Here is a 25,794-nt window from a genome sequence, read left to right as displayed (position 1 = left end):
CGGGCGAGCGGTCCGCTCACTCAGGATGATCCGTGGTGATCGGGTGCGGATCGGGCGTGTCGGCACCGCGCTCGCGCGTCGGAACGGCACCGCGCGGTGCACCACCGACGACCGTCCACGTTGGACCAGCGATCACTGCGGCAGGTGCGGGTCCGTCTGGAGCTGTGGATCGGGCGCACTCCGCGGTGCGGGCAGGTCGCGCAGCACCAGCCCGGGATGCGGGTTCGGGCCGAAGGCGGTCGCCTGCACGGGCAGCCGGCAGCCCGTCGCCGCCGCCGAGTGCAGATCCTGCACGCTCGGCGGGAACGCGAGCATCGCGAGGCCGCCCCGATCCGCCACCTCCCGCACCGCGCGGGTCGCACTGGACTCGTGGCGCACCGCCAGGTCCGGCCCCGGCGGCAGCGAGTCGAGGAACGCCTGCACGACCGTGATGTGCATCTTGCGCAGCGGCTCCGCGAACCGCGCGCACGGACCGCGCTCCAAGAACGCCGGATCCGGGCTGTCCAGCAGGAACGCCCGGTCCCGCGTGGCCACGACGAACGCCGGGCCGCGATAGGCGTGCGCGCGCAGCACGTCCAGCCATTCCTCCAGCGGCCCGTTCAACGCGGTGATGCGGAAGCACTTCTGCGCCTCCGCCAACACCTTCCACGGGTCGGCGAACGGCAGCACCCGGTGCACCGGCCGCAGCCGCAGCGGGCTGCGCTTGGTGTCCACCAGCAGCGCGGGCAGGTAGTCCCACGGCCCGCGGCCGTGCCCGGCGGCGTGCACGTCCCGGCGATACCGGCGCGCGGCGACGTGCCGGTGGTGCCCATCGGCGATCAACGCGGCGCGCTCGTGCAGCGCGCCCATCAGTTCCGAGCAGGAATCCCGCGCTGCCATCCGCCACACCCGGTGCTCCTGGCCGTCCGGGGTGAACAGCTCGGTCAGCGGCGGCTGCCGGGTCGCCGCGTCCAGTTGCGCCGCGACGTGGTCGGTGCCGGTGTAGCCCAGCAGTATCGGCGGCAGGCTCATCCCGCCTGCGCGCATCAGCTCCGCCATGTTCTCCGCGTGCGGCGGCAGGACGTCCTCGTGCGGCAGCAGCCTGCTGTCCAGATGCACCGCGGAGATCACGCCGCGCTGCACCCCGAGCGGGCCGGTCTGCTCGTAGACGTACATCGCGGGCCGCGATTCCCGCGCCAGCACCCGCAGTCGTTTCCACTCGTCCAGCAGCCGCAGCGAGTCCGCGATGTGGCCGCCCGACCGGTCCCACGGGGTGGCGTGCCGGTCGGCGAGGCCGCGCAGCCGTTCCGGCGCGAGCACCCATGCGCGGAACGGGCGGATGTCCACTCCGACGCGAACCGATCTCGTCACCCCCGCAGTATCAACCCGGCCGCGGTGCGCTCCGAGAGGTGGGCGGGCTCCCGCGCCTTTTTGGGCGCTATGCGGGGATCGCGCTTCCGAGCACGGCCCGTGGGAGTGCCGCTGACCGGCACCGCTACGTGCCGATCGGGAGTCCTCAGCGCGGCGGTGCGGTGGCGAGCGCGGTTTCGAGGTCGGTGAGCGCCTTGTTCACCGCTTGCAGGCTCGCGGTGCAACGCTGCTCGGTGTCCGGGGAGGGTGGCAGGCAACCCTGCCCCTGCAGCTGTTGCACCCGCTGCTGCAAGACCTGCGCGGGGCCGGTGATCGCCGGTGGGTTCTCAGTGGACTCGGTGGCGCTGAGCGCGATGTTGCGGACCTGGGTCAGGTAGCGGTCGCAGCGCTGCGTCCCGTGCGTCGTGGCCTCGCGGAAGCACAGGTCGTGCTTGATGAAACCGACCTTGGTGGCGATGTCCTGCCGCGACTGGCTGGGCGCGTAGTGCTGCACGCCCGGGTCGGTGTCGGCGCAGCCGAGCAGCGGCAGGACGAGTCCGGCGAGCAGCATTGCGCCCGTAGCGGCGCGGGCCGTCTTCTTGCGGATCGTCGTGCTCATCGGTGCCTTCCCACTGGGGCTCTCCCTGCGGGCACGGTACTCCGCGAGCGGCGGTGCGGGCCGACCGTTCACGGGCCATCGGCGTGCGCGGCGAGTACGTCGTCGATCTCCCCGAGGATCCGCGCCTTCCCCGGCTCGTCCAGGAACGAGGCGGTGACCGCGTTGCGCGCCAGGTCGGCCACCTCCGCGCGATCCAGCTCCAGGCTCTCCGCCACGACCCGGTACTCGCGGTTGAGGTCGGTGCCGAACATCGGCGGATCGTCGGTGTTCAACGTCACCAGCACGCCGTTGTCCCGCAGCTGCCGGACGGGATGCGCGCCGATCGCCGCGATCTGCCGGGTTCGCAGGTTCGACGTCGGGCACAGCTCCAGCGGGACCTGCTCGGCCGCCAAGTGCTCGATGAGCGCGTGATCTCGCACCGCGCTGATGCCGTGCCCGATTCGTTCCGCGCCGAGTTCGCGCAGCGCCGTCCAGATCGACTCGGGGCCGGTGGTCTCGCCCGCGTGCGGGACGCTGCGCAGCCCCGCGGCACGAGCGGCCGCGAACGCGCCGGTGAACCGCGCACGGTCCACTTCGATGCCGCCCAGTCCGAGGCTGACCAGCCCTTCCGGCCGGTTCACCAACCCGAACCGCACGGTGTCCATGCCGTCACCGACCGCCGGATGACCGCCCGGGATGTCGAAGCACCACGCCAGTTCCACACCCTGCTCGCGCGCGGCCGCGCGGCCCTCGGTGAGCCCGGTGAGCATCTCGTCGTCGGTGAGCCAGGCGAACAGGTGGCTGAACACCGTCACGGTCACCTCCGCGTAGCGGACGCGCTGCGCAGCGAGGTCGGTGGCCAGCCCGGTCACCAGCCGCGTCACGTCCGCGGAAGTGCGCACCAGCGAGTTCACCGCCACGTAGACGCGGATGAAGTGCTCGAAGTCCCGGAACCGGTAGAACTCGGCGAGTTCCCGCCTGGTGGTCGGCACCCCGGCGTCCGGGTGCCGGGACGCGAGGTCCAGCACGGTCTCGAACGATGCCGAACCGACCAAGTGCACGTGCAGCTCGACCTTGGGCAGCGCTGCGATGAACTCGTCCACACCGACCTCCCGCAGGCGAACGTACCGAGCCGGAACAGGCGTCCGCCGTCCACCAGGCCGGCTGCCCGAGGTGATCGGCACGCCGGGCGGGTGCGGCGCGTCAGGGCTCGGCCAGGCGCAGCAGGTGGGCGCAGGCGGCCGCTTCGTCCGGGAACGAGGCCACCACGTGCCAGCTGCCGCGTTCGCAAACACCGGTGTCCCAACCGTTCCCCGCCCGGCGCAGGAACAGGAACTCCGGGGACGGGGGCTGCGGCTGGTGCACGCCCTCGATCCACATCTCGGCGTCGGCGACTCCGCGGTGGCGCAGGACGCTCAGCAGTTCTTCGCGGTCCACGTCGATTCCTCCCGGTGCGGCCACGGTGACCGCAGGCCCCGGATCAGCCTGCTGGTTCGAGGTAGCCGTGCGCCACCAGCCACCGAACGTTCAACCGTTGCCCCTGCCCGGGATCGAGGAACTCGGGATCGAGCAGGATCTGCTGCCCGCCGCCGCGCTGCGCGAACCACGGTGCGATCTCGCCCTGCCACGCGGTGAAGTCCCGCGCCACCTCGTATTCGTGGTAACCGCACGGGAATCGCGGTTCGCGGGTGAGCAGGCTCTGCGGCGGCAGCGAACGTTCGGCGTAGTGATCGCCCGCCGGGGCCAGGAACGAGCCGAACTCGGAGCCGAAGCGGTCCAGGTCCGTACCGGCCCGCAACACCTGCGGGTGCTTGCGGGCAGCTCCGTCCGGGCCGACGGCGAAACCGTCCTGCGGCGGGTAGCGCCAGCTGTCCGCGCCCGGATCCCAATACCGGTCGAGGAAGTCCTCGGTGCTGAGCTCACCGGTCCGCGAGTAACCGGCCAGCAGCGGCCCGACCGGGCGCTGCCGAGCCGCAGGCAGGTTCTCCGGCCCCAGCCGCTCGTCGCCCTGGTGGACTCCCGTGCACGGTTCCGGCTCCGCGTGCGCCGGAAGCGCAGGCAGCATGCCTGCCGAGAGCACCATGAACAGCGCGAGCAGCAGGCGGACGCCGCGGGCGCGCAGCACACCCGGCGAGCCGGGAATTCCGATCATCGAAGTCCTCTTCCTGGTCGTCGGGACGGCGGCTGCGCGATCGCGGCCGGCCGCATCGGGTGATTCCTGCCGGATCGGTTGCTCAGCGGCGGCCGACCGAGCGTGCTGCTGCGCCGCCGCCGAGTATCAGCAACAGCGTCGTGAGGCCCCAGCGGCGCTTCTCTTCGGTGGGGGTCGGCTGTTCGTCGTCGGATTCCTCCGGGGGGAACATCACGGGACGGTCGCGGCCGGAGTCCGGGGGTGGCGAGGGCGGTTCCGGAGCGGGCGGCTCGGGCGCGGGCTGCGCGGCCTCGGGGGGTTCCGGAGCGGGCGGCGCTGGTGCGGGTGGCTGCGGTGCGGGCGGCTCCGGCGGGGGTGGGTCCGGTGGGGGCGGCTCCGGTGGCGCGGGTTCGGGCGGTGCGGGCTCGGGTGGTGGCGGGCCGGGTTCGCCGATGCAGCCCGCGGAGTCCGAACTCAGCACCACGGGACCGCTGGCCAGCTCGCGAACCTCCCCGTCTCGATCCACCCGGTAAAGCCTGCTCGCCCCGTCCACGTCGTGCGCCAACGCGAACAGCGAACGATCCGGCCCGATGCTCACCGAGCCGTAAACCGTCTCGCCAGGCAAGCGGGCACCCGGCACGACCTGCACGTCCCCGGTGCCCGGGTCGATGCGCACCACCCGCGCCGGACCCGGCAGCAGCGAGGAAACGCCGTAGAGATCACCGTCCACCGGATCCGCGGCGAAGTCGTGCATCCCGACCGCCAGCGCCGGGTCGTGCAGCGCGGTGGTTTCGGTGATGTCGAGGTACGAGGGGCTGTCCGGGTCGATGTCCACCACGTACAGGAAGTTCAGCGCCCCGAGGTACCAGCGGTCGCCGACGACTTCGCCCGCGGTGGCCCGCAACACCGCCCACGGCACCCTGCCCGCGTCGGTGACCGTTCCGTCCGGCGAGATCGTCACTGCACGCCTGCCGGGTGGCGCACCGTCCGGGTGGTCGTGCGCGAAGTCGCCCGCCATCCCGTACGCCACGCCCTGCGACGAGGAGAAGCCCAGCGCATCCACGACCTCGTCCAGCTCCGCGACCTGCGTCGGCTCCCCGCTGCCCGGGTCCACGCGCTCCACAGTGGACGAAAACGGGTCCGCTGTGGTCTGCGTACGCAGAATGCCGCACTTGCCGGGGGAATCCGCCGCCGTGAGGACCGGAACGGACACCGCCACCGCCGCGAAGGCCGCGGAAGCTCCCGCCAGCCTGCGCGCCGCCGGACTCACGTCAGCCGCCCCATCGCCCACTCCAGCGCGTCCGGCTGGATCGCGGAGGTTCCGTTGAACGGGTTCTGCAGCTGGTAGATCGCGAACAGCAGCAACGTCAACGCACCGGCCAATGTGGACATGAGCACGACCTGCGGCCACAACTTGGTGCCACCGAACAGGTTCGGCAGCAGCACCGTCACGACGGTGCCGATGATGAGCACGAACCAGACCACCTCGGCGACCTGGTTGTCCTCGACCGCGGCCAGTCGCGCCTGGCGCTCGTGGTAGACCTCCCAGAGTCGGCTGAACGCCTCGGTCTTGCGGTCCTCCTGCCACTCCCCGACCGGTTCGGACGCGGCGATGGCGCCGCGGATCGCGTCGAGCTGCTGCCAGCCCGGCCCGGTGACGTCCTGCCCGGCGCGCAGCTGCGGCCACTCGTAGTCCACGACGTTGCGGGCGTAGCTGTCGCCCAGGCTGCGCACCTCGGCACCCGTCTGACCGGGCAGCGAGTCCGCCGCCCAAGATGCGGCGACCAGGCCCTCGGCCTCGGCGTCGAGCCCGTCGCTGGTGGTGGAAACGGCGTCGAACAGCGAGATCAGCACGAACCCGACGATCACCGCGTGCAGCCCGCTGACGATGACGAAGACCTGCCCGGTGGCCTCGTTGTTGTCCGGCCGCCCTTCGTCCAGGCCGAATCGCCGCACGGCCCAGGCGAGCAAGGCACCGACCGCGGCCGCTCCGGCGACCCACAGGGCTCCGGCGAGGTAGATCTGCATCGCATTCCTTTCCGACCGCCGATGCACGCGAACCGCGGATGCGCGGAAACACTGGAAACGCGCACGACCGTTCGCGCCGTATTTCCCGCGAGCATTATCGCGGGAGCCGAGCCGTCGGCACTCGATCCACCGTCGACGCGCGGGGATTCATCTCGGGTGCGAACGGCCGATCGACAAACTAGCCAGCACGGCGGATGCCGCACAAGGCCGCCACCGTCGGGTTCATCCGACCGAATAACCATCGATCACCGCTTCGGAGCAGTACCACCTCCCATTCACCACGAAACGAATTCTAGTGATCATCATCACTCTCGATTGATCGCCCTTCGGCGCTTGGCCGTGCGACCGGAAAAGGTATCGCGCGCACGGTCCTCCGGAAACGCTCATCCGGAACCGGACCGCCCGGACTCGCCGGTTTCGGCCGCACCACCGGGATCCGCGGAAGAGCTCGCCGGCGGCACCCGTTCCGGCTGCGGAATGAGCAGTTCCCCGACTTCGCAGCCGAGCACCGCGCACAGCACGTCCAAATCGTCCAGCTTCACGCTGCTGGGCTGCCCGGACCACAGCGCGGACATCTTGCCCGCGGACACGACCAGTCCCCGCTCGGCCAGCCTGCGCTGCAGTTCGCCCGCTTTCCAGATACCGCGATTGGCCGCCGCCAGCCGCAGATTCCACCGCATCGTGGCCGTCCTCCTCCGACCCAGTAGGCGCCGCCCGCACGCGACGCCATCGCGAAACATCCCACGCTGATCGCACGCCGCTACCAACAGTCCCCCACGACAACCCGCACGTCCGAGCCGATTTCGAGAAACCTGAGATTTTGTCGGCGAGCTGAGTTTTCCCCGCACAGAACGCTACTGCAGCGATGCGCCGCGGCGGCAACCGGCTTCGCCAAGCGAGCAGCGCGCTCCTGCTCCCCCGGTCAGAGCAGGAGTGCGCACGCACCGAATGCAATTCGACCGAGAAACCGGCCCCGTTAATCGCAACGCCGCGCGGCGCAGCGCTCGAAGCCCAGGAATTCGTTCCACCAACAACTACTTCAAGTGATGCAACAGGCCGATCGAGTGATCATCGAGGAAATCGGTCACGGAACGATCGAGCCCCATCGCTTAGCTCCTTCGGGTGACTATACGGGTCCATCCGGCGGTGCTAGCGTCTGCACCGCCAAGCAACTGATCGAGAGAACTCGACCCGGCCGGAATCGTCGGCCCAAATGCCGACCGCGCGCCGGAATCACCGCTGGAAACGCACAAGCGCGACCGGACAACGCGATCGATCCGTGCAATTGACGGGTGTGCGGGCAATGCTGCCCGCCGCCGGATTCGGCACGGGCCGGTGCGGGTGCGCACAACCCCTCGATGTGCGCGCCCGAAACCATCCCTGGACGTGGTCCCGGTACCGGCTCGCGCCCGGTGACCGGCGGTTCACCGGCTCGGTCGGTGAACTCCTGGCCGACTACCGCGGGAATCCGGGATCCCGTCCCGAAGACCAGGCAACAACCTCGTAGCGAAGATTGGGTGGTGTACCTCGTGACCGTGGCGGATACGGGTGTCGATGAGAACGAGCGGCCGCAGCTGAGCCTGGGCACCGCAGCGGCGCGGAACCTGGCGACCACGACGAAGACCCCGCCGCAGATGCAGGGCGTCACCTCGCGGTGGCTGCTGAAGATGCTGCCCTGGACGCAGGCCGCAGGCGGCACCTACCGGGTCAACCGCCGGCTCACCTACACCCTCGGCGACGGCCGGATCACCTGCACCAACACCGGCAGCGAAGTCCGCGTCATCCCGCAGGAGCTGCGCGAACTGCCGCTGCTGCGCGGGTTCGACGACGAGTCGGCGCTGGGCGCGCTCGCGGACCGCTTCGTGCAGCAGGAGTTCGGCCCCGGCGACGTGATCGTCGAGTCCGGGCAACCGGTGGACCAGGTGTTCCTGCTCGCGCACGGCAAGGCCAACAAGATCGGCCGCGGGGAGTACGGCGACGACACCGTGCTCGGCGTGATGGCCAGCGGGGAGTACTTCGGCGCGGAGGCGCTGGCCTCCGCGGACGGCTCGTGGAAGCACACCGTCAAGGCCGTGACCGGCTGCACCGTGCTCACCCTGCGGCACCAGAGCCTGCAGGAGATGAACGCGGCGGAGTCGCTGCGCACGCACATCCAGCAGGCGCTGAGCGACCGGCCGAAGCCGCAGAACGAGCACGGCGAGGCCGAGATCGACATCAGCTCCGGGCACGTCGGCGAGACCGAACTCGCCGGCACCTACGTGGATTACGAGCTCTCGCCGCGGGAGTACGAGCTCAGCGTCGCGCAGACGGTGCTGCGGGTGCACAGCCGCGTCGCGGACCTCTACAACCAGCCGATGAACCAGACCGAGCAGCAGCTGCGGCTGACCATCCAGGCGCTGCGCGAGCGCCAGGAGCAGGAGCTGATCAACAACCGCGACTTCGGGCTGCTGCACAACGCCGACCTCGCGCAGCGCATCCACACCCGCACCGGCCCGCCCACACCCGACGACATGGACGAGCTGCTGTCCACGGTGTGGAAGGAACCCAGCTTCTTCCTGGCGCACCCGCGCGCGATCGCGGCGTTCGGCCGCGAGTGCAGCCACCGCGGCCTGTACCCGCAGAACGTGGAGTTCGGCGGGCACCACTTCCCGGCGTGGCGCGGTGTGCCGCTGCTGCCCTGCAACAAGATCGGCGTGTCCGAGACGCGGTCGAGCTCGATCATGCTGCTGCGCGCGGGCGAGCAGAACCAGGGCGTGGTGGGCCTGCACCAGACCGGCATCCCGGACGAGTACCAGCCGGGCCTGTCGGTGCGGTTCATGGGGATCAACGAGAGCGCGGTGATCTCCTACCTGGTCAGCACCTACTACTCGGCGGCGGTGCTGACCCCGGACGCGCTCGGCGTGCTGGAGAACGTCGAGGTCGGGCGCGACGGCTGAAGCCCGGGGCGGCCGGGGTCACCGGCCTCGGCCGCAAGCCCCGGCCGACAGCTATCCACTGTGGACCGAAACGACGGCGTCCACTGTGGCCGGTGGTCGGCGCGCAGCGGCGTTCGGAGTGAACGGCCTGTTCGCCCCAATAGTTCGGGCGAACGGTCCGTTCACTCGCTGCGAACCCGTAGCCACTCACACCACCGGAGCGACCGGCACCGCTACCCGACCACCCACGCAACATGATCCAGAACAGGCTCGGAACCGACGGGAGCCGCATGACCCGCGAGATCGACACCGCAGACCGGCAGCAGACCGACCGCCCGGCGCTGAGCCTGGGCACCGCCGCGGCGCGGAACCTGGCGACCACCACCAAGACTCCGCCGCAGATGCAGGGCATCAGTTCCCGCTGGCTGCTGCGCAAGCTGCCGTGGGTGGAGGCCACCGCGGGCACGTACCGGGTGAACCGGCGGTTGACCTACACGCTCGGCGACGGGCGCATCACCTTCGTCAACACCGGCGCGCACGTGCAGGTCGTGCCGCAGGAGCTGCGGGAACTGCCCGCGCTGCGCGGATTCGACGACTCCGGCGCGCTCGGCGCGCTGGCCGACCGGTTCACCCAGCACGAGTACGCCGCGGGCGACGTGATCGCCGAGGCGGGCCAGCCGATCGACCGGCTGCTGCTGGTCGCGCACGGCAAGGTGCACAAGCTCACCCGCGGCCAGTACGGCGACGACGCGGTGCTCGGCATGATCGCCGACGGCGACCACATCGGCGACGAGGTGCTGACCGGCGAGGACGGCAACTGGCGGTGCGATCTCAAAGCCGTCACCGCGTGCACGGTGCTGGCGCTGCGTTCCCCGGTGCTGCAGGAGATCCGCGACCGCACGGATTCGCTGCGGGCACATCTGGAGCAGGTCGGGTCGCGGCCGCGCAAGGCGCAGAACAAGCACGGCGAGGCCGAGATCGGCATCAACTCGGGGCATTCCGGGGAACAGCTGCTCGGCGGCACCTTCGTCGACTACGAGACCGCGCCGCGCGAGTACGAACTGGCCGTCGCGCAAAGCATCCTGCGGGTGCACACGCGGGTCACCGACCTCTACAGCACGCCGATGGACCAGACCGAGCAGCAGCTGCGGCTGACCATCCAGGCGCTGCGCGAACGCCAGGAGAACGACCTGGTCAACAGCCGCGATTTCGGACTGCTGCACAACGCCGACCTCTCGCAGCGGATCCACACCCGCACCGGCCCGCCCGCGCCGGACGACCTGGACGAGCTGCTGTCCCGGCGGCGCGGGACGAAGCTGTTCGCCGCGCATCCCAAGGCGATCGCGGCGTTCGGCCGCGAGTGCAACAAGCGCGGCGTGGTGCCGGACACCGTCGAAACCGACGGCGCGCGGTTGACCGGCTGGCGCGGAGTTCCGCTGCTGCCGTGCAACAAGATTCCGATCGACGAGTCCGGGAGCACCTCGATCCTGGCGATGCGCACCGGCGCCGAGGACAGCGGCGTGATCGGTCTGCACCAGACCGGCATCCCGGACGAGCTCGAGCCGGGCCTGAACGCGCGGTTCATGAACCTCGACGAGCACGCGGTGAGCTCCTACCTGGTCAGCACCTACTACTCGGCGGCGGTGCTGGTGCCGGACGCGCTCGGGGTGCTCGAACACGTCGAGACCACGCGGTGAAGGGACTTCGCGGATGAGCACGGGAGTCGACGGCGTGCCCGACACCCTCGCGGCCGGGCGCGCCCTGCTGGACCCCGCGCTGCGTGCGGCCGTGGGCACGCTGCCGGAGTCGATGAGCCGCATCGTCGGGCACCACTTCGGCTGGTGGGACGAGCACGGCGCACCGGTGGAGGCTCCGGCGGGCAAGGCGATCCGGCCGAACCTGGTGCTGCTCTCGGCGCGTGCCGTCGGCGCGGACGCCGAGTCGGCGCTGCCCGCGGCGGTGGCCGTGGAGCTGGTGCACAACTTCTCGCTGCTGCACGACGACGTGATGGACGGCGACCTGACCCGCAGGCACCGGCCAACGGCGTGGCGGGTGTTCGGTTCGGGTGCGGCGATCCTCGCCGGTGACGCGCTGCTGACGCTGGCTGCGGATGTGCTCACCGCCAGCGGGCATCCGGCTGCGATGTCCGGGTTGCAGGAGCTCAACAGCACGGTGCTGAACCTGGTCGACGGGCAGAGCGCGGACATGTCGTTCGAGCGCCGCTCCGATGTGGCGCTGCCGGAGTGCTTGACGATGGTGAGCGCGAAAACGGCTTCGCTGCTGGGTTGCAGTTGCGCGCTCGGCGCTTCGTTCGGCGGTGCCGAGCCGGAGCGGGCGCAGCGGTTGCGGCGCTTCGGCACCCGGCTCGGCTTGGCGTTCCAGCTGGTGGACGACCTGCTTGGCATTTGGGGCGATCCGGCGGTGACCGGGAAACCGGTGCATTCGGACCTGCGGAACCGGAAGAAGTCGCTGCCGGTGGTGGCCGCGTTGAACTCCGGCACCGCGGCGGGCGGCGAACTCGCCGAGCTCTACGAGCGCGCCACCGAACTGTCCGAAAAGGACGCGGTGCGGGCGGCCGAGCTGGTGACCGAGGCCGGCGGCCGGGAATGGTGCCTGCAACGCGTCGAGCGGTGCGAGCGGGAGGCGCACGAGCAGCTGCGGCTGGCCGACCCGGCACCGGAGGTGGCGGCGGAGTTGTCCGGCTTGACCAGGATGCTCACCAGCAGGAAGTACTGATACCGCGGCGGTGCCGAGCGGGTGGACCGTTGCCGCAGGCACCGCCGCGGGTCCGGCCGGTTCGCGCAGTGCTGCGGCCGGAGCAGTCCACGACGGATGGTCGCGAGTGGACCTCCACCGGCGACCGCGCCCTGGGATCATCCGCTCGGCCCGCTACCGTCCCGTCGCGTGTCGCGTCGCTCTCGCGCACGTTGCAAGCAGCACGACGCGATCCGAGACTTCCGGGCAGTACCGCCGGAAGGAGCAACATGAGCGACCTGGAAAGCCGCTACGTCGACCTGCACCGCAACCCGGAGCTGTCGTTCGAGGAGCACCGGACCGCGGGCATCGGGGCGGAGGCCTTGCGCGCGGCCGGGTGCGAAGTCACCACCGGGATCGGCCGCACCGGCGTGGCCGGGGTCCTGCGCAACGGTGCCGGGCCGACCGTGCTGCTGCGCGCCGACATGGACGCGCTGCCGGTGCGGGAGGAGACCGGGCTGTCCTACGCCAGCACCCGGGTCGCGACGAATTCGCAGGGCATCGAGGTTCCGGTGGCGCACGCCTGCGGGCACGACATGCACGTCACCTGGCTGCTCGGTGCGGCGGAAAGCCTTGCCGCGAGGCGGGATTCCTGGTCCGGCACGATCTTGTTCGTGCTCCAGCCCGCGGAGGAGGCCGGCGGCGGTGCGCGCGCGATGGTCGAGGACGGGCTGTTCGACCGCTTCGGCACCCCGGACGTGGCGCTCGGCCAGCACCTCGCGCCGATGCCCGCCGGGCACGTGCTCACCCGCTCCGGCCTGGCCATGTCCGCCAGCGACACGCTGCACGTCCGGCTGTTCGGCCGCGGCGGGCACGGGTCGCGGCCGGAGGCGACGGTCGACCCGGTGGTGCTGGCGGCTTCGACGGTGCTGCGGTTGCAGACCGTGGTGTCCAGGGAGATCGGGGCGACCGACGCGGCGGTGGTGACCGTCGGCGCGATGAACGCGGGAGCCAAGGAGAACGTGATCCCGGACGAGGCGGAGCTGCAGCTGAGCATCCGCTCGTTCGCCGAACCGGTGCGGGAGAAGGTCAACGAGGCGGTGCGGCGCATCGTGCGTGCGGAGTCGACGGCGTCCGCGGCGCCGCGCGAACCGGAGATCACCGCCACGGCCTCCTACCCGCCGACGGTCAACGACGAAGCGGCGACCGAGGCGCTGACCGCGCGGTTCCGCGAGGAGTTCGGGCCGGACCAGGTGCACGACGGCCCGCTGATCACCGGCAGCGAGGACTTCGGCGAGTTCGGGCGCGCCGCCGGAGTGCCGTCGGTGTTCTGGTTCGTCGGCGGCATCGACCCGGCGCGGTTCGCCGCGGACGGCACGCTCGCTCCCGGCCCGGATGTCCCGTCGAACCACTCCGCCCAGTTCGCCCCGACGCTGCACCCCACGATCGACTCCGGCGTCCGGACCTTGGTCACCGCCGCCCTCTCCTACCTCAGCAACTGACCTTCGCAAGCAAATCGATCCGAGTGAACGGCCTGCTCGTCCAATCTGTTCGGACCAACGGTCCGTTCGCTCAGAGTCCACCGTGCGTACGCGGACCGGGTCCGACACGCCGACGCACCACCGCGATCAAGTACGTCGATCCGAGTGAACGGACTGTTCGTCCGACTGGATTTGCCCAACATAGGAGCGCCGAACGGTCCGTTCACCGTCGGCGAACCGGTGCGGGCGGCGGCAGTAGGCTGGTGTCGTGTTCATCCTTTTCGGATTTCGGCGGACCGCGCGGCGACTGGGCGTGCTGTTGCTGGTCTGCCACGCCTGCGGTGGGCAGTACGCAGCGGTGCTGGACCGGGTGGTCACGAAGTTCACGGTGTTCTTCATCCCGCTGTTCCCGGTCCGCGTCCGCCGGACGCTCACCTGCACCCGCTGCGCCCGAACGGCCACGATCTCCAAGGCCGAAGCCGCCCGGTTGCTGCGGGAGTCGCCGCGCGCCTGACTCACCGCCGCGGCGGGAGAGGGAAGAACCCGCTGGTGCGCGCGACGTAGTCGGCGTAGGCGGGACGACGTTCGGCCAGGCCGCGTTCCAGCATCGGCTTGCCGGTGCCGCGCGCGAGCAGCCACGTCATCAGCACCGGTGAGAGCACGGTCGCCACACCGACGAAGCTCTGGCACGCCAGCAGGTACAGCCCCCACCACACGCAAGCGTCCCCGAAGTAGTTCGGATGCCGCGTGTAGCGCCAAAGCCCGGTGTCGAGCACCGCGTTCTCGTTGGCGGGGTCCGCTTTGAACCTGCGCAGCTGCCGATCCCCGACCGCCTCGAAGACGAAGCCGATCAGCCACACCAAGCCGCCGAGCACCGCGAACACCGCCGCGCCCGGCAGCGCGGGCTCGGCGGCTACCGCGGCCTGCACGGGCAGCGAAACGAACCACAGCACGACGCCCTGCACGAGGTAGACCCGCACGAACATCAGCACCCCGACGCGATCGCCGTAGCGCTGCGCCATCTCCCGGTAGCGGCGGTCTTCCGGCTTGCCCGCGTTGCGGGTGTGCAGGTGCACCGACAGCCGCACACCCCACACGGCGGTGAGCGCCACGACGGCCCACCCGGCCGGGCTTCCGGCTCCGAACGGCGCGGTGACCAGCGCGATCACCGCGAAACCGGCACCCCAGACGCTGTCGATCGTGTCCCAGCGCCCGCGCAGGCGGGCGATGCCGTAGCTGGCCAGGACCGTGGCCAGCGCGGCCAGCGGTGCGGCGGCGAACGGGCTCATCGCACACCCTCCAGCACGGTCGAACGCCCGGCGACGGGCAGTCCGCTACGTCCGTCCACAGTGGGCCGAACGGCGAGGATCTGGTTGACTCCCATGCGGTTCTCCTCGAACGCGAGTCCGCCGCCCGCCAGGTACAGCCGCCACACCCTGGCCTGCTCCGGCCCGACCAGCTCGACCGCGGCGTCCCAGTTCTCGTCCAGCGTGCGCGCCCACGCTTCGACGGTGCGCACGTAGTGCTCCCGGATCGCCTCCACGTCCCGGATCTCCAGGCCGGCGTCTTCCAGCAACCCCAGGGTGCGCCCGACCGGCACCATGCTCATGTCCGGCGCGATGTAGGACTCGATGAACGCGCCGCCGCCGGGCGCGGTCCCGGCGCGGGACATCTGCTGGACGAGCACCCGCGCACCGGGCCGCGCCAGCCGGTGCAGCGCGGCCGCGTAGATCGGGTACTGGTCCGTGCCGACGTGCTCGCCCATTTCGATCGAGGCCACCGCGTCGAACGGCTCGACGTCCCGGACCTCCCGGTAGTCCTGCAGCCGCACGTGAACCTGGCCGCACAGCCCCGATTCCTCGATGCGCTGCTGCACGTGCCCGGCCTGCTGCGCGGAGAGCGTCACGCCGGTGGCGTGCACCCCGTAGTGCCGCGCGGCGTGCAGGATCAGCGAACCCCAGCCGCAACCGACGTCCAGCAGCCGCATCCCCGCGGTTAGCCCGAGCTTGCGGCAGATCAGATCGAGCTTGGCCCGCTGCGCCTCGGCGAGCCCGCCGTCGCCGGTGAAGTACCCGCAGGAGTAGGCCATGCTCGGATCCAGCAGCAGCTCGTAGAACTCGTTGCCGGTGTCGTAGTGGTGCGCGATCACCGAGCGGTCCCGGCGGCGGCTGTGCAGCGCACCGCTCGGGCGGGCCTCGCCGGCGGGCGGCTTCGGCCGCGGGCCGATGGCGCCGAGCGCGACGGCCTCGCCCAGCATCCGCCGCCACGCCGAAGGCCCGAACCGCGGCTTGTCCACCCGCTGCTCGCGGAACGCCGCCCAGCAACGGCGCAACCCTTCCGCGAGATCCCCTTCCACGTCGAGATCGCCGGAGACGAACGCCCGCGCCAGACCGAGCTCACCCGGGCTGAACAGCAGATGCCGCAACGCACGCCGCCTGCGCAGCACCACCCGCGGCCCGCTGCGCGGACCGGCGGTGCTGCCGTCCCAGGCCACCACGCCAACCGGCAACGGCACTCCCACGAGGTCCCGCAGCACGCCTTCGATCCGTTCCGCAGCCTGCCGAGCACGCAACACGCACACCTTCCCCGAGCGTTTCGATCGCGGGTGGTTCGGAGCCCGCGGCGCCCCGGACGGCTCGCTGTGATCCATCCGACAACGACCAGCCCGAACGCCCGGCGGCTGCGAACAACGGGTATGCAATCCCCCAAGCTGCGGGTCCTGCGCTCCCGCGCGGACACCCCCGGCACGATCGTGCTGGTGCTGCACGGCGGGCGGGCCACCAGCCACGCCCCCGCACGCGGCCACCAGCTCGCCTACCTGCGGATGCGTGCCGTGGCGCGGTCGCTGCACAGCGCAGGCGCCGGCTGCTCCGCGCAGGTGTGGTTGCTGCGCAACCGCTTCCGGGGCTGGAACGAACCGGACCTGGACGCCGTCGCGGACGCGCGCTGGGCGCTGGAGCGGATCCAGCGGGAGCACCCGCAGGCCGGGATCGTGCTGGTCGGGCACTCCCTCGGCGGCCGGGTCGCGCTTCGGCTCACGGGCGAGCCCGGTGTGCGCGGGGTCTGCGCGCTGGCTCCGTGGGTCGAGCAGGACGAACCGGTCGAGCAGTTGCGCGGAAAGCCGGTGCTGATCGCGCACGGCGACGAGGACCGGGTGACCTCCGCGGCCGCGTCGGCCGACTACGCGGTGCGCGCGCGGCGGCAACCGGACGCGCCAGCGGTGACCTACCGGCGAGTTCCCCGCTCGGGGCACGCCATGCTCCGGCGCAGGCCCGAATGGAACGCGTTGACCAGGCGGTTCGTCCGCGCGCTGCTCGCGGGCGAGGAGCCGGTGCGATGACCGGGACGGTAGTCGTGATCGGCGCCGGAGTCTCCGGCCTCACCGCCGCGCACCTGCTGCGGCGGCGCTACGACGTGCTGCTTTTCGAGGCCGACGACCGGCTCGGCGGGCACGCGCACACGCACCGTCTGACCACTTCGGACGGCCGAGTGCTGCCGGTGGACAGCGGGTTCATCGTGCACAACGAGCGGACCTACCCGAATCTGCTGCGGTTGTTCGGCGAACTCGGGGTGCGCACCCGCGAAACCGAGATGTCGATGAGCGTGTCCTGCGACGGCTGCGGGCTCGAGTACGCGGGCGCGAAGCGCGCAGGCGGGCTGTTCGCCCAGCGCGGCAACGCTTTCCGCGCCCGCTACCTGCGGATGCTGGCCCAGGTTCCGCGCTTCCACCGGTCGGCGAACCGGCTGCTGGACGCTCCCGGCGCGCAGGCGGACGAGGTCACCCTCGGCGATTTCCTGAGCACGCAGGGATTTTCCCGCTACTTCGTGGACCACTTCGCGCTGCCGCTGGTTTCCGCGGTGTGGTCGGCGGATTTCGCCACCAGCGCGCGCTATCCGGCGCGGTACCTCTTCGAGTTCCTGCGCCATCACGGCATGTTGTCGGTGTCCGGCTCGCCCACCTGGCGCACCGTCGAAGGCGGCTCGCGCGAGTACGTTCAGCGCGCAGCCGCAGGTTTGTCCACAGTGCACACCCCGGTCCGCGCGGTGCGCCGCGCGGAGGACCACGTGCAGATCCGCGACGAAGCCGACCGCACGCACCTGGCCGACCGGGTGGTGCTGGCCACGCACGCCGACCAGGCCCTGGCGCTGCTGGCCGACGCGACCCCGGCGGAGCGGAAGGTCCTCGGCTCCTTCGGCTACTCCGAGAACGAGACCTGGCTGCACACCGACCCGGCAGTGCTGCCGCGCAGCGGCGGCGCGCGGGCGTCCTGGAACCACCACAAGCCCAGCTGCGCGGCGATTCCGGGGCACGTGCTGGTCAGCTACGACATGAACCGCCTGATGCGGCTGGCCGAACCGGCGGACTACCTGGTCACGCTCAACCCGGCAGGCCGGGTCCGTCCGGACCGGACACTCGCCCGGATGCACTACCGGCATCCCATCTACACGCCGGATTCCGTTGCAGCGCAACGCCTTCTTCCGGGGCTCGGGGACGACCGCACGAGGTTCGCGGGCGCCTACCACGGCTGGGGATTCCACGAAGACGGCTGCGCCAGCGGCGTCCGGGCCGCCGAAGCGTTCGGAGCGGGGTGGTGACCGTGCCCACCGCCCCGGTGCGCTGCGACGCCCCAGCGCTCTACGACGTCACCGTCTCGCACACCCGGCACGGCGACGTGCCGAACCGCTTCCGGCACCGGCTGCACACCTGGCTGGTCGACCTCGACGAACTGCCGCGGCTGCCCAGGTGGCTGCGGCCGTTCGCCCGCTTCGACGCGCGCGACCACCTCGGCGATCCGGACCGCAGCATCCGCGCGAACGTGGACCACTGGCTCGGGCTGCAGGGCATCGACCTGCGCGGCGGCCGCATCCTGATGCTCGCGCACGCCCGCGTGCTCGGGTACGTGTTCAACCCGATCACCGTGTACTGGTGCCACCGCCCGGACGGCGAGCAGGCGTGCGTGGTCGCCGAGGTGCACAACACCTACGGCGAGCGGCACTGCTACCTGCTGCACCCGGACGCGGAGGGCCGCGCCGAGACCGGCAAGCACTTCTACGTCTCCCCGTTCCTGCCCGAGAACGGCCACTACGAGATGCGGATCCCTCCGCCCGGCGAGCGCGTCCACGTGCGCATCCGATTCCGCGACGAGTCCGGCCCGCGCCTGACGGCCGTGCTCACCGGAAGCCGAAGGCCCGCGACCGTGCCGGCGATCGTGCGCGAGCTGCTGCGCCGCCCCCTGCTCCCGCACCGCGTCGCCGCGCTGATCCGGCGGCACGGCATCGCGCTGTGGCTGCGCGGAGTTCGCATCGCGCCCCGAAAGCCGCACGTCCACCAGGAAGGCATCCGATGAGCACCGCCCTGCACCAGCCCACCAGCACCCCACCGTGGGAAGCGCTCGAAGCCGCGCCGGACTCGCCCGCCCGCGCCTACCTGGCCGAGAAGCTGTTCCGGCACGCCGTGCGCGACCTGCCGGTGCAGATCGCGCTGGCGGGCGGCGAACGGCTCGGCAGCGGCGGCGCAGGATCCCCGCTGATGCGGATCACCGATCCGGCCGCGTTCTTCCACCGGCTCGGCGCCGACTCCAAGATCGGTTTCGGCGAGTCGTACATGGCGGGCGAATGGGAGAGCCCGGAACCCGCCGACCTGCTCACCCCGTTCGCCGAACGGCTCCCGCGGCTGGTGCCGAAACCGCTGCAAGGCCTGCGCCGGTGGGTCGACCCGCCGAAGCTCGCCGCGGAGCGCAACACCGCCGCGGGTTCGCGGCGCAACATCGAACGGCACTACGACCTGTCCAACGACGTGTTCGCCGCGTTCCTGGACGAGACGATGACCTACTCGTCCGGCCTGTTCGCGCCCGGCAGGGACCTCGCAGCGGCCCAGCGGGCGAAGCTGGACGCGGTACTGGACCTCGCCGGGGTCGGTGCGGACACGCGGCTGCTGGAGATCGGCACCGGCTGGGGCTCGCTCGCGCTGCGCGCGGCCGAGCGCGGTGCGCAGGTCACGACGCTGACCCTGTCCACCGAGCAGCGCGAACTCGCGCAGAAGCGGCTGGCCGAAGCGGGCCTCGCCGACCGCGTCGACGTGCAGCTGCGCGACTACCGCGACGCCGAAGGCGGCTACGACGCGATCGTCAGCGTCGAGATGATCGAAGCAGTCGGCGCCGAGTACTGGCCCGGCTACTTCCGCGCCCTGGACCGGCTGCTCGCGCCGGGCGGGCGCATCGGGTTACAGGCGATCACCATGCCGCACGACCGGATGCTGGCCTCGCGCCGCTCCCGCACCTGGATCCACAAGTACATCTTCCCCGGCGGCGAACTGCCCTCGCTGCAGGCGATCGAGCGATGCGTGCGCCGGCACACCGGCCTGCGCGGTATCGAACGCCACTCCTTCGGCCCGAGCTACGCCACGACCCTGCACACTTGGCGCAACCGGTTCATCGAGAACCGGGAGCGGATCGCCGAGCTCGGCTTCGGCGAACGGTTCCGGCGGATGTGGGAGTTCTACCTCGCCTACAGCGAAGCCGGATTCCGCTCCGGCTACCTCGACGTCTGGCAGCTCGGTTTCGGCAAACCGCCGGCGGCCTGAACACTGCCACGACCGGGCGGTCGCGACCGCGGCCAAGAAGGGACCCAGCAGATGCCAGAACTCCCGCAGCACGGACCCCGGCGGGTGCCACCACCCGCCGACGACGGAGGTCCGGACGCGCAAGCGCTCATCGCCGAAGTCGCCAAAGGCGATGAACGCGCCTTCGAGCAGCTCTACGAGCTGATCGCGGGTTCGCTGTTCGGGCTCGTCCAGCGCATCGTGCGCGACGCCGCGCAGTCCGAGGAAGTCGCTCAGGAAGCGCTGGTCGAGGTGTGGCGCACCGCCACGCACTACCGGCCGGAGCGCGGCAGCGTGCTGACCTGGGTGCTGACCGTCGCGCACCGCAAAGCCGTGGACCGGGTGCGTTCGGCGCAGGCCGGGCGGGACCGCGAGGCCCGCGTCGGAGCCCGCGACCAGGGCAGGCCGTTCGACGAGGTCAGCGAATCCGTCACCACGCGGTGGGAGCAGCGGCAGGTGCGGCGCTGCCTGAGCACGCTCACCGAGCTGCAGCGCGAGTCGGTGCTGCTGACCTACTATCGCGGCTACACCTACCGGGAAACGGCCGGGCTGCTGGAAGCTCCGGCCTCCACCATCAAAACGCGACTGCGGGACGGGTTGATCCGCCTGCGCGATTGCCTGGGGGTGGGCCGATGAGCACCGACCTCGCCACGCTGACCGGCGCATACGCCGTGGACGCGTTGCCCGACGACGAACGCGCCGAGTTCGAGCTGCACATGGCCGGCTGCGAGGACTGCCGCCAGGAGGTCCGCGAGCTGCGCGAAGCCGCGGCCCGGCTCGCCGCCACCGAGCAATCGGGTGTTCCGGACGGCCTCAAGCAGCGGGTGCTCGCGGAGGTCGCGCAGACCCGGCAGGACCCGCCGCCACCGGCACCCTTGGCTCAGGCGCGGGCGCGGCGCAAACCCTGGGGCGTCCGGCTGGCCGCGGTCGCTGCGGTCCTCGGGATCGCACTGGCCGGCGCGTTCGGCGTGCTCGCGCTGCGCGCGCAGCAGGAACTCGCCGACACCAAGGACCGGATGATCGCCGCGGGCGCTCGCGGCGACGAGATGTCGCAGGTGTTGCAGGCACCCGACACCCGGGTGCTGAACTCGGCCGGTCCGTCCGGCTCGCGGGCCACCGCGATCGTCTCCCAGGAGATGGGCAAGGCGATGTTCATGACCAGCGGGATGGCTCCGGCGCCGAGCGAGCACGACTACCAGCTCTGGTTCATCGGAGCGGACGGTGCGACCCCGGCCGGGCTGCTGGAGCAGGGTCGCGGCGACGGCACCGAGCCGATGATGGCCGCGATGCCCGCCGGAACCGCCACGCTCGGCGTCACCGTCGAACCGGACGGCGGCTCTCCGGCGCCCACCACACCGCCGATCATGACCGTGCCGCTGGCGACCTGACCGATCCCGAGTGAAGGACCCGGACCCATCGGGTCGAACGGGTCCTTCACTCGGATTCTCGGTGCGGAGTGCGGGGCGTTCTGCGGTCCCGGCATCTCCGAGTCAGCCGCCTCTCGAGTCGGCCGCTTCTCCGAGTCGGCCGGGCCGGCGAGTCAGCACACGGCGCCTTCGGCCGCGGAGCCGACCAGGCGGGCGTACTTGCCCAGCACGCCGTGCCGGAACCGCGGCTCCGGCGCGGTCCACTCCCGCCTCCGGACGGCGAGTTCGTCTTCGTTGACGACCAGGTCCAAGGTCCGGGCCGCGAGATCGAGGTGGATGCGATCCCCGTCGCGGACCAGCGCGATCGGCCCACCATCGGTGGCTTCCGGCGCCACGTGCCCGATGCACAGCCCGGTCGTGCCGCCGGAGAAACGCCCATCGGTCAGCAGCAGCACGTCCTTGCCCAGCCCAGCGCCCTTGATGGCTCCGGTGACCGCGAGCATTTCCCGCATCCCCGGACCACCGCGCGGCCCCTCGTAGCGGATCACCACCACGTCGCCGGGCTGCACGGTCCCGTTGCCCACCGCGTCCATCGCGTCCTGCTCACCGTCGAACACCCGCGCAGTGCCCTCGAACGATGCGGTGTCGAAACCGGCGCTTTTGACCACGGCGCCTTCCGGAGCCAGCGATCCGCGCAGGATCGTCACGCCCCCGGTCGGGTGCAGCGGGTTCGACAACGAGTGCAGCACGTCGCCGTCGAGCTCCGGCGGGTCCAGCTCGGCCAGGTTCTCCGCCACGGTCTTGCCGGTGACGGTCATGCAGTCGCCGTGCACGAGTCCCGCGTCCAGCAGCGCCTTCATCACCACCGGAACCCCGCCGATGCGGTCCACCGCGGGCATCACGTGCCGGCCGAACGGCTTCACGTCGGCCAGGTGCGGCACCCGGTCGCCGATCCGGTTGAAGTCCTCCAGCGTCAGGTCGACATCGGCTTCCCGGGCGATCGCCAGCAGGTGCAGCACCGCGTTGGTCGATCCGCCGAACGCCATCACGACCGCGATGGCGTTCTCGAACGCCTCCTTCGTCATGATGTCCCTGCTGGTCAGCCCCTTCTGCAGCATGCCGACCACGGCCTGGCCCGCGTCCCGCGCGCTGGCGTCCCGCCTGCGGTCCACCGACGGCGGGCTCGCCGACCCCGGCACCGACATGCCCAGCGCCTCCGCGGCGCACGCCATGGTGTTCGCGGTGTACATCCCGCCGCAGGCGCCCTCGCCCGGGCAGATGGCGCGCTCGATGCGATCCACCTGGTCCTGGCCGATCAATCCGCGAGCACACGCACCGACCGCCTCGAACGCGTCGATGATGGTGACCTCTTGGTCGTCGACCTTGCCGGGCATGATCGACCCCGCGTAGACGAAAACGGACGCCAGGCCCAAGCGCGCGGCGGCCATCAGCATTCCCGGCAGGCTCTTGTCGCAGCCCGCGAGCAGCACCGAGCCGTCCAGCCGCTCGGCCTGCATCACCGTCTCGACCGAATCGGCGATGATCTCCCGGGACACCAGCGAATAGTGCATCCCGACGTGTCCCATCGAGATCCCGTCCGAGACGGAGATCGTCCCGAATTCCATCGGGAAGCCGCCCGCAACGTCGACGCCTTCCTTGCCGGCTTGCGCCAGCCGTTGCAGCGACAGGTTGCATGGCGTGATCTCGTTCCACGAGGACGCGACGCCGATCTGCGGCTTCGCGAAGTCGTCGTCCTGCATCCCCAACGCCCGAAGCATCCCGCGCGCAGGCGCGCGCTCCATCCCGTCGGTGACTTCGTGGCTGCGGGGTTTGAGGTTCGCCTGGTGCGCTGCTGGGTTGCTCATCCCGCCGAGGATAGTCCTCGGTGGCTGTGGTTTCTCGGCCCCGGACAGCAGAAGGCCCCGGAACCGTGGTTCCGGGGCCTTCCCATTTACGAGTATTGTCGGCGGTGTCCTACTCTCCCACACCCACACAAGTGCAGTACCATCGGCGCTGGAGGGCTTAGCTTCCGGGTTCGGAATGGGACCGGGCGTACCCCGCTCCGCTATACCCACCGACAAACCAACACACACCCAAACCCCATACGGGTGTGCTCACCAAAGGTGAAAACCAATATTCACAAGTCAAACACAACAACCAACGAGTTGTTGCCTCAGACACCATATAGTGGACACGAGACATCCCTGTGGGCAAGTCCTCGGCCTATTAGTACCCGTCCACTCCATCCGTTACCGAACTTCCATGCCGAGCCTATCAACCCCATCATCTCTAGGGGGCCTTAACCCATCAAGGGTGGGAACCGTCATCTTGGAACAGGCTTCCCGCTTAGATGCTTTCAGCGGTTATCCCTCCCGAACATAGCCAACCAGCCCTGCTCCTGGCGGAACAACTGGCACACCAGAGGTCCGTCCGTCCCGGTCCTCTCGTACTAGGGACAGCCTTCCTCACGACTCCTACGCGCGCGGCGGATAGGGACCGAACTGTCTCACGACGTTCTAAACCCAGCTCGCGTGCCGCTTTAATGGGCGAACAGCCCAACCCTTGGGACCAACTCCAGCCCCAGGATGCGACGAGCCGACATCGAGGTGCCAAACCATGCCGTCGATATGAACTCTTGGGCAAGATCAGCCTGTTATCCCCGGGGTACCTTTTATCCGTTGAGCGACACCACTACCACCAGCCAGTGCCGGATCACTAGTCCCTGCTTTCGCACCTGCTCGACCCGTCAGTCTCACAGTCAAGCCCCCTTGAGCACTTACACTCACCACCTGATAACCAACCAAGCTGAGGGAACCTTTGGGCGCCTCCGTTACCCTTTAGGAGGCAACCGCCCCAGTTAAACTACCCACCAGGCACTGTCCCCGATCCGGATCACGGACCCGAGTTAGATGCCCGGAACGACCAGAGTGGTATTTCAACAACGACTCCACACCCACTAGCGTGAGCACTTCCCAGTCTCCCACCTATCCTACACAAGCCGAACCAAACACCAATACCAAGCTATAGTAAAGGTCCCGGGGTCTTTCCGTCCTGCCGCGCGAAACGAGCATCTTTACTCATATTGCAATTTCACCGGGCCTGTGGTCGAGACAGCGGAGAAGTCGTTACGCCATTCGTGCAGGTCGGAACTTACCCGACAAGGAATTTCGCTACCTTAGGATGGTTATAGTTACCACCGCCGTTTACTGGCGCTTAAATTCTCCGCTTCCCCCTCCAAAGAGAGGTAACAGGTCCTCTTAACGTTCCAGCACCGGGCAGGCGTCAGTCCGTATACCTCGTCTTACGACTTCGCACGGACCTGTGTTTTTAGTAAACAGTCGCTTCTCCCTGGCCTCTGCGGCCACCACCAGCTCCCCCGGCACGCGGGTTCACCAGCACTGGCCCCCCTTCTCCCGAAGTTACGGGGGCAATTTGCCGAATTCCTTAACCACAGTTCACCCGACCGCCTCGGTATCCTCTACCGGACCACCTGTGTCGGTTTCGGGTACGGGCCATGCACACACATCGCTAGAGGCTTTTCTCGGCAGCACGGGCACACTGACTTCACCACCACGGCTACGCATCACCCCTCACCCACATAGTTGCCCGGATTTCCCTGGACAACGGGCTACAGGCTTACACCAGTACCACCACTCACTGGCACAGCTACCCCACTACGTCACCCCATCACTTGACTACTCCGGCATCAGGTCCCATGCACTCACACCAGAAGTCCGAAGACCACCAATGCTCGCGGATGGTTAGTCTCAACCGTTTCACCATGGGCGCGTGTACACGGGTACGGGAATATCAACCCGTTCTCCATCGACTACGCCTGTCGGCCTCGCCTTAGGCCCCGACTCACCCTGGGCGGACGAACCTGCCCCAGGAACCCTTGGTCACTCGGCGGCAGAGATTCTCACTCTGCACTCGCTACTCATGCCTGCATTCTCACTCCCACACACTCCACACCACGGTTACCCGGATGCTTCCCTGCATGCAGGACGCTCCCCTACCCAACCACACAAAAGTATGATCGGCATGGCTTCGGCGGTGTACTTCAGCCCCGCTACATTATCGGCGCAGGACCACTTGACCAGTGAGCTATTACGCACTCTTTCAAGGATGGCTGCTTCTAAGCCAACCTCCTGGTTGTCTCAGCAATCCCACATCCTTTTCCACTGAGCACACACTTAGGGGCCTTAGCCGATGCTCTGGGCTGTTTCCCTCTCGACGATGAAGCTTCTCCCCCACCGTCTCACTGCCACGCTAAACCCAGGCGTATTCGGAGTTTGGCTGACTTCAGTAACCAACAAGGCCCATCAACCAACCAGTGCTCTACCCCACCCAGGAACCACGCAACGCTGCACCTAAATGCATTTCGGGGAGAACCAGCTATCACGGAGTTTGATTGGCCTTTCACCCCTACCCACAACTCATCCCCCAGGTTTTCAACCCTGGTGGGTGCGGGCCTCCACACGGTCTTACCCGCGCTTCACCCTGGCCATGGGTAGATCACCCCGCTTCGGGTCCACACCACGCGACTCAACGCCCTCTTCAGACTCGCTTTCGCTCCGACTCCCCCACACACGGGTTAACCTCGCCACGCAGCAGCAACTCGCAGGCTCATTCTTCAAAAGGCACGCCATC

The 25,794-nt window shown here is 69.8% G+C and carries 22 protein-coding genes and 2 rRNA genes (1 of these 24 running past the window's edge); 11 read left to right on the top strand and 13 right to left on the bottom strand.

The window, feature by feature from the left end:
- Positions 1–132: 132 nt before the first annotated feature.
- The 8 genes from V1457_RS13600 to V1457_RS13565 all read right to left on the bottom strand — a co-directional run bounded on the left by V1457_RS13600 (position 133) and on the right by V1457_RS13565 (position 6,766).
- Positions 133–1,350, bottom strand: coding sequence for a DUF1015 family protein (locus V1457_RS13600; RefSeq protein ID WP_200070840.1), 1,218 nt, complete (start codon positions 1,348–1,350; stop codon positions 133–135).
- A 145-nt stretch (positions 1,351–1,495) separates the two neighbouring features.
- Positions 1,496–1,948 (bottom strand): hypothetical protein, encoded by a 453-nt coding sequence (locus V1457_RS13595; protein WP_200070839.1) that lies wholly within the window; start codon positions 1,946–1,948, stop codon positions 1,496–1,498.
- 68 nt (positions 1,949–2,016) lie between these two features.
- Positions 2,017–3,030, bottom strand: a complete 1,014-nt coding sequence (gene add / locus V1457_RS13590) for an adenosine deaminase (protein ID WP_200070838.1) — start codon at positions 3,028–3,030, stop codon at positions 2,017–2,019.
- Between the two features lie 100 nt (positions 3,031–3,130).
- On the bottom strand, positions 3,131–3,364 hold the full coding sequence (locus V1457_RS13585) for a hypothetical protein (protein WP_200070837.1): 234 nt from the start codon (positions 3,362–3,364) through the stop codon (positions 3,131–3,133).
- Between the two features lie 43 nt (positions 3,365–3,407).
- Positions 3,408–4,079 (bottom strand): TNT domain-containing protein, encoded by a 672-nt coding sequence (locus tag V1457_RS13580; protein ID WP_338604149.1) that lies wholly within the window; start codon positions 4,077–4,079, stop codon positions 3,408–3,410.
- Positions 4,080–4,161: 82 nt separating this feature from the next.
- Positions 4,162–5,328 carry a DUF6923 family protein gene (locus V1457_RS13575; protein ID WP_338604145.1) on the bottom strand — a complete coding sequence of 389 codons (1,167 nt, stop codon included), beginning with the start codon at positions 5,326–5,328 and terminating at the stop codon, positions 4,162–4,164.
- Positions 5,325–6,086 (bottom strand): hypothetical protein, encoded by a 762-nt coding sequence (locus V1457_RS13570; RefSeq protein WP_338604142.1) that lies wholly within the window; start codon positions 6,084–6,086, stop codon positions 5,325–5,327. Before V1457_RS13570 ends, V1457_RS13575 begins: the two co-directional genes overlap by 4 nt.
- 383 nt (positions 6,087–6,469) lie before the next feature.
- Positions 6,470–6,766: a helix-turn-helix transcriptional regulator gene (locus tag V1457_RS13565; protein ID WP_338604139.1), complete on the bottom strand. Its 297-nt coding sequence runs from the start codon at positions 6,764–6,766 to the stop codon at positions 6,470–6,472.
- An 849-nt stretch (positions 6,767–7,615) separates the two neighbouring features.
- Between V1457_RS13565 and V1457_RS13560 the strand changes: the two genes are divergently transcribed.
- The 5 genes from V1457_RS13560 to V1457_RS13540 all read left to right on the top strand — a co-directional run bounded on the left by V1457_RS13560 (position 7,616) and on the right by V1457_RS13540 (position 13,690).
- Positions 7,616–9,022: a family 2B encapsulin nanocompartment shell protein gene (locus V1457_RS13560; protein WP_338604136.1), complete on the top strand. Its 1,407-nt coding sequence runs from the start codon at positions 7,616–7,618 to the stop codon at positions 9,020–9,022.
- 269 nt (positions 9,023–9,291) lie between these two features.
- Entirely contained in the window at positions 9,292–10,698 is a 1,407-nt protein-coding gene (locus tag V1457_RS13555) for a family 2B encapsulin nanocompartment shell protein (protein WP_338604133.1), read from the top strand.
- A gap of 13 nt (positions 10,699–10,711) precedes the next feature.
- Positions 10,712–11,737, top strand: a complete 1,026-nt coding sequence (locus tag V1457_RS13550) for a family 2 encapsulin nanocompartment cargo protein polyprenyl transferase (RefSeq protein ID WP_338604130.1) — start codon at positions 10,712–10,714, stop codon at positions 11,735–11,737.
- Between the two features lie 248 nt (positions 11,738–11,985).
- Positions 11,986–13,197 carry an amidohydrolase gene (locus V1457_RS13545; RefSeq protein ID WP_338604127.1) on the top strand — a complete coding sequence of 404 codons (1,212 nt, stop codon included), beginning with the start codon at positions 11,986–11,988 and terminating at the stop codon, positions 13,195–13,197.
- 247 nt (positions 13,198–13,444) lie between these two features.
- Entirely contained in the window at positions 13,445–13,690 is a 246-nt protein-coding gene (locus tag V1457_RS13540; protein ID WP_338604124.1) for a zinc-ribbon domain-containing protein, read from the top strand.
- Position 13,691: 1 nt separating this feature from the next.
- On the opposite strand, the gene V1457_RS13535 is transcribed toward V1457_RS13540, so the two are convergent.
- On the bottom strand, positions 13,692–14,465 hold the full coding sequence (locus V1457_RS13535; RefSeq protein ID WP_338604121.1) for a DUF1295 domain-containing protein: 774 nt from the start codon (positions 14,463–14,465) through the stop codon (positions 13,692–13,694).
- The gene (locus V1457_RS13530) at positions 14,462–15,748 is read right to left on the bottom strand and encodes a cyclopropane-fatty-acyl-phospholipid synthase family protein (protein ID WP_338604118.1); all 1,287 of its coding nucleotides are present in this window, start codon (positions 15,746–15,748) and stop codon (positions 14,462–14,464) included. Before V1457_RS13530 ends, V1457_RS13535 begins: the two co-directional genes overlap by 4 nt.
- A 123-nt stretch (positions 15,749–15,871) precedes the next feature.
- Here V1457_RS13530 and V1457_RS13525 point away from each other — a divergent pair, with 123 nt between their 5' ends.
- The 6 genes from V1457_RS13525 to V1457_RS13500 are packed head-to-tail and all read left to right on the top strand — an operon-like array spanning position 15,872 to position 21,165.
- Positions 15,872–16,516 (top strand): alpha/beta fold hydrolase, encoded by a 645-nt coding sequence (locus V1457_RS13525; RefSeq protein ID WP_338604114.1) that lies wholly within the window; start codon positions 15,872–15,874, stop codon positions 16,514–16,516.
- Entirely contained in the window at positions 16,513–17,772 is a 1,260-nt protein-coding gene (locus tag V1457_RS13520) for an FAD-dependent oxidoreductase (RefSeq protein WP_338604111.1), read from the top strand. The genes V1457_RS13525 and V1457_RS13520 overlap by 4 nt, the downstream gene beginning before the upstream one ends.
- Complete coding sequence (locus tag V1457_RS13515; protein WP_307850092.1) at positions 17,769–18,524, top strand: DUF1365 domain-containing protein; 756 nt, start codon at positions 17,769–17,771, stop codon at positions 18,522–18,524. Before V1457_RS13520 ends, V1457_RS13515 begins: the two co-directional genes overlap by 4 nt.
- Entirely contained in the window at positions 18,521–19,759 is a 1,239-nt protein-coding gene (locus V1457_RS13510) for a cyclopropane-fatty-acyl-phospholipid synthase family protein (RefSeq protein ID WP_200070824.1), read from the top strand. Before V1457_RS13515 ends, V1457_RS13510 begins: the two co-directional genes overlap by 4 nt.
- A 51-nt stretch (positions 19,760–19,810) precedes the next feature.
- On the top strand, positions 19,811–20,413 hold the full coding sequence (gene sigK, locus V1457_RS13505) for an ECF RNA polymerase sigma factor SigK (RefSeq protein WP_200070823.1): 603 nt from the start codon (positions 19,811–19,813) through the stop codon (positions 20,411–20,413).
- Positions 20,410–21,165 carry an anti-sigma factor gene (locus V1457_RS13500; protein ID WP_338604105.1) on the top strand — a complete coding sequence of 252 codons (756 nt, stop codon included), beginning with the start codon at positions 20,410–20,412 and terminating at the stop codon, positions 21,163–21,165. The genes sigK and V1457_RS13500 overlap by 4 nt, the downstream gene beginning before the upstream one ends.
- Before the next feature lie 152 nt (positions 21,166–21,317).
- Here V1457_RS13500 and ilvD read toward each other — a convergent pair whose 3' ends face one another.
- The 3 genes from ilvD to V1457_RS13485 form a co-directional block, all read right to left on the bottom strand.
- On the bottom strand, positions 21,318–23,009 hold the full coding sequence (ilvD, locus tag V1457_RS13495; RefSeq protein WP_338604103.1) for a dihydroxy-acid dehydratase: 1,692 nt from the start codon (positions 23,007–23,009) through the stop codon (positions 21,318–21,320).
- Between the two features lie 96 nt (positions 23,010–23,105).
- Positions 23,106–23,223, bottom strand: a 5S ribosomal RNA gene (gene rrf, locus V1457_RS13490).
- A gap of 127 nt (positions 23,224–23,350) precedes the next feature.
- Positions 23,351–25,794: ribosomal RNA gene (locus tag V1457_RS13485) — 23S ribosomal RNA — on the bottom strand (it continues 641 nt past the right edge of the window).

This window comes from Saccharopolyspora sp. SCSIO 74807 (genome assembly GCF_037023755.1).
GTDB lineage: Bacteria > Actinomycetota > Actinomycetes > Mycobacteriales > Pseudonocardiaceae > Saccharopolyspora_C > Saccharopolyspora_C galaxeae.
Note: the sequence above shows the minus strand (reverse complement) of the source record. Positions and strands in the feature narration are given on the sequence as shown.

Bases quoted from the DNA above. Each gene is read 5' to 3' on its own strand.
- V1457_RS13595 (WP_200070839.1), bottom strand. From the start codon at position 1,948: ATGAGCACGACGATCCGCAAGAAGACGGCCCGCGCCGCTACGGGCGCA.
- V1457_RS13565 (WP_338604139.1), bottom strand. From the start codon at position 6,766: ATGCGGTGGAATCTGCGGCTGGCGGCGGCCAATCGCGGTATCTGGAAA.
- V1457_RS13545 (WP_338604127.1), top strand. From the start codon at position 11,986: ATGAGCGACCTGGAAAGCCGCTACGTCGACCTGCACCGCAACCCGGAG.
- V1457_RS13550 (WP_338604130.1), top strand. From the start codon at position 10,712: ATGAGCACGGGAGTCGACGGCGTGCCCGACACCCTCGCGGCCGGGCGC.
- V1457_RS13500 (WP_338604105.1), top strand. From the start codon at position 20,410: ATGAGCACCGACCTCGCCACGCTGACCGGCGCATACGCCGTGGACGCG.
- ilvD (WP_338604103.1), bottom strand. From the start codon at position 23,009: ATGAGCAACCCAGCAGCGCACCAGGCGAACCTCAAACCCCGCAGCCAC.
- V1457_RS13525 (WP_338604114.1), top strand. From the start codon at position 15,872: ATGCAATCCCCCAAGCTGCGGGTCCTGCGCTCCCGCGCGGACACCCCC.
- V1457_RS13580 (WP_338604149.1), bottom strand. From the start codon at position 4,079: ATGATCGGAATTCCCGGCTCGCCGGGTGTGCTGCGCGCCCGCGGCGTC.
- V1457_RS13520 (WP_338604111.1), top strand. From the start codon at position 16,513: ATGACCGGGACGGTAGTCGTGATCGGCGCCGGAGTCTCCGGCCTCACC.
- V1457_RS13555 (WP_338604133.1), top strand. From the start codon at position 9,292: ATGACCCGCGAGATCGACACCGCAGACCGGCAGCAGACCGACCGCCCG.
- sigK (WP_200070823.1), top strand. From the start codon at position 19,811: ATGCCAGAACTCCCGCAGCACGGACCCCGGCGGGTGCCACCACCCGCC.
- V1457_RS13535 (WP_338604121.1), bottom strand. From the start codon at position 14,465: ATGAGCCCGTTCGCCGCCGCACCGCTGGCCGCGCTGGCCACGGTCCTG.
- V1457_RS13510 (WP_200070824.1), top strand. From the start codon at position 18,521: ATGAGCACCGCCCTGCACCAGCCCACCAGCACCCCACCGTGGGAAGCG.
- V1457_RS13570 (WP_338604142.1), bottom strand. From the start codon at position 6,086: ATGCAGATCTACCTCGCCGGAGCCCTGTGGGTCGCCGGAGCGGCCGCG.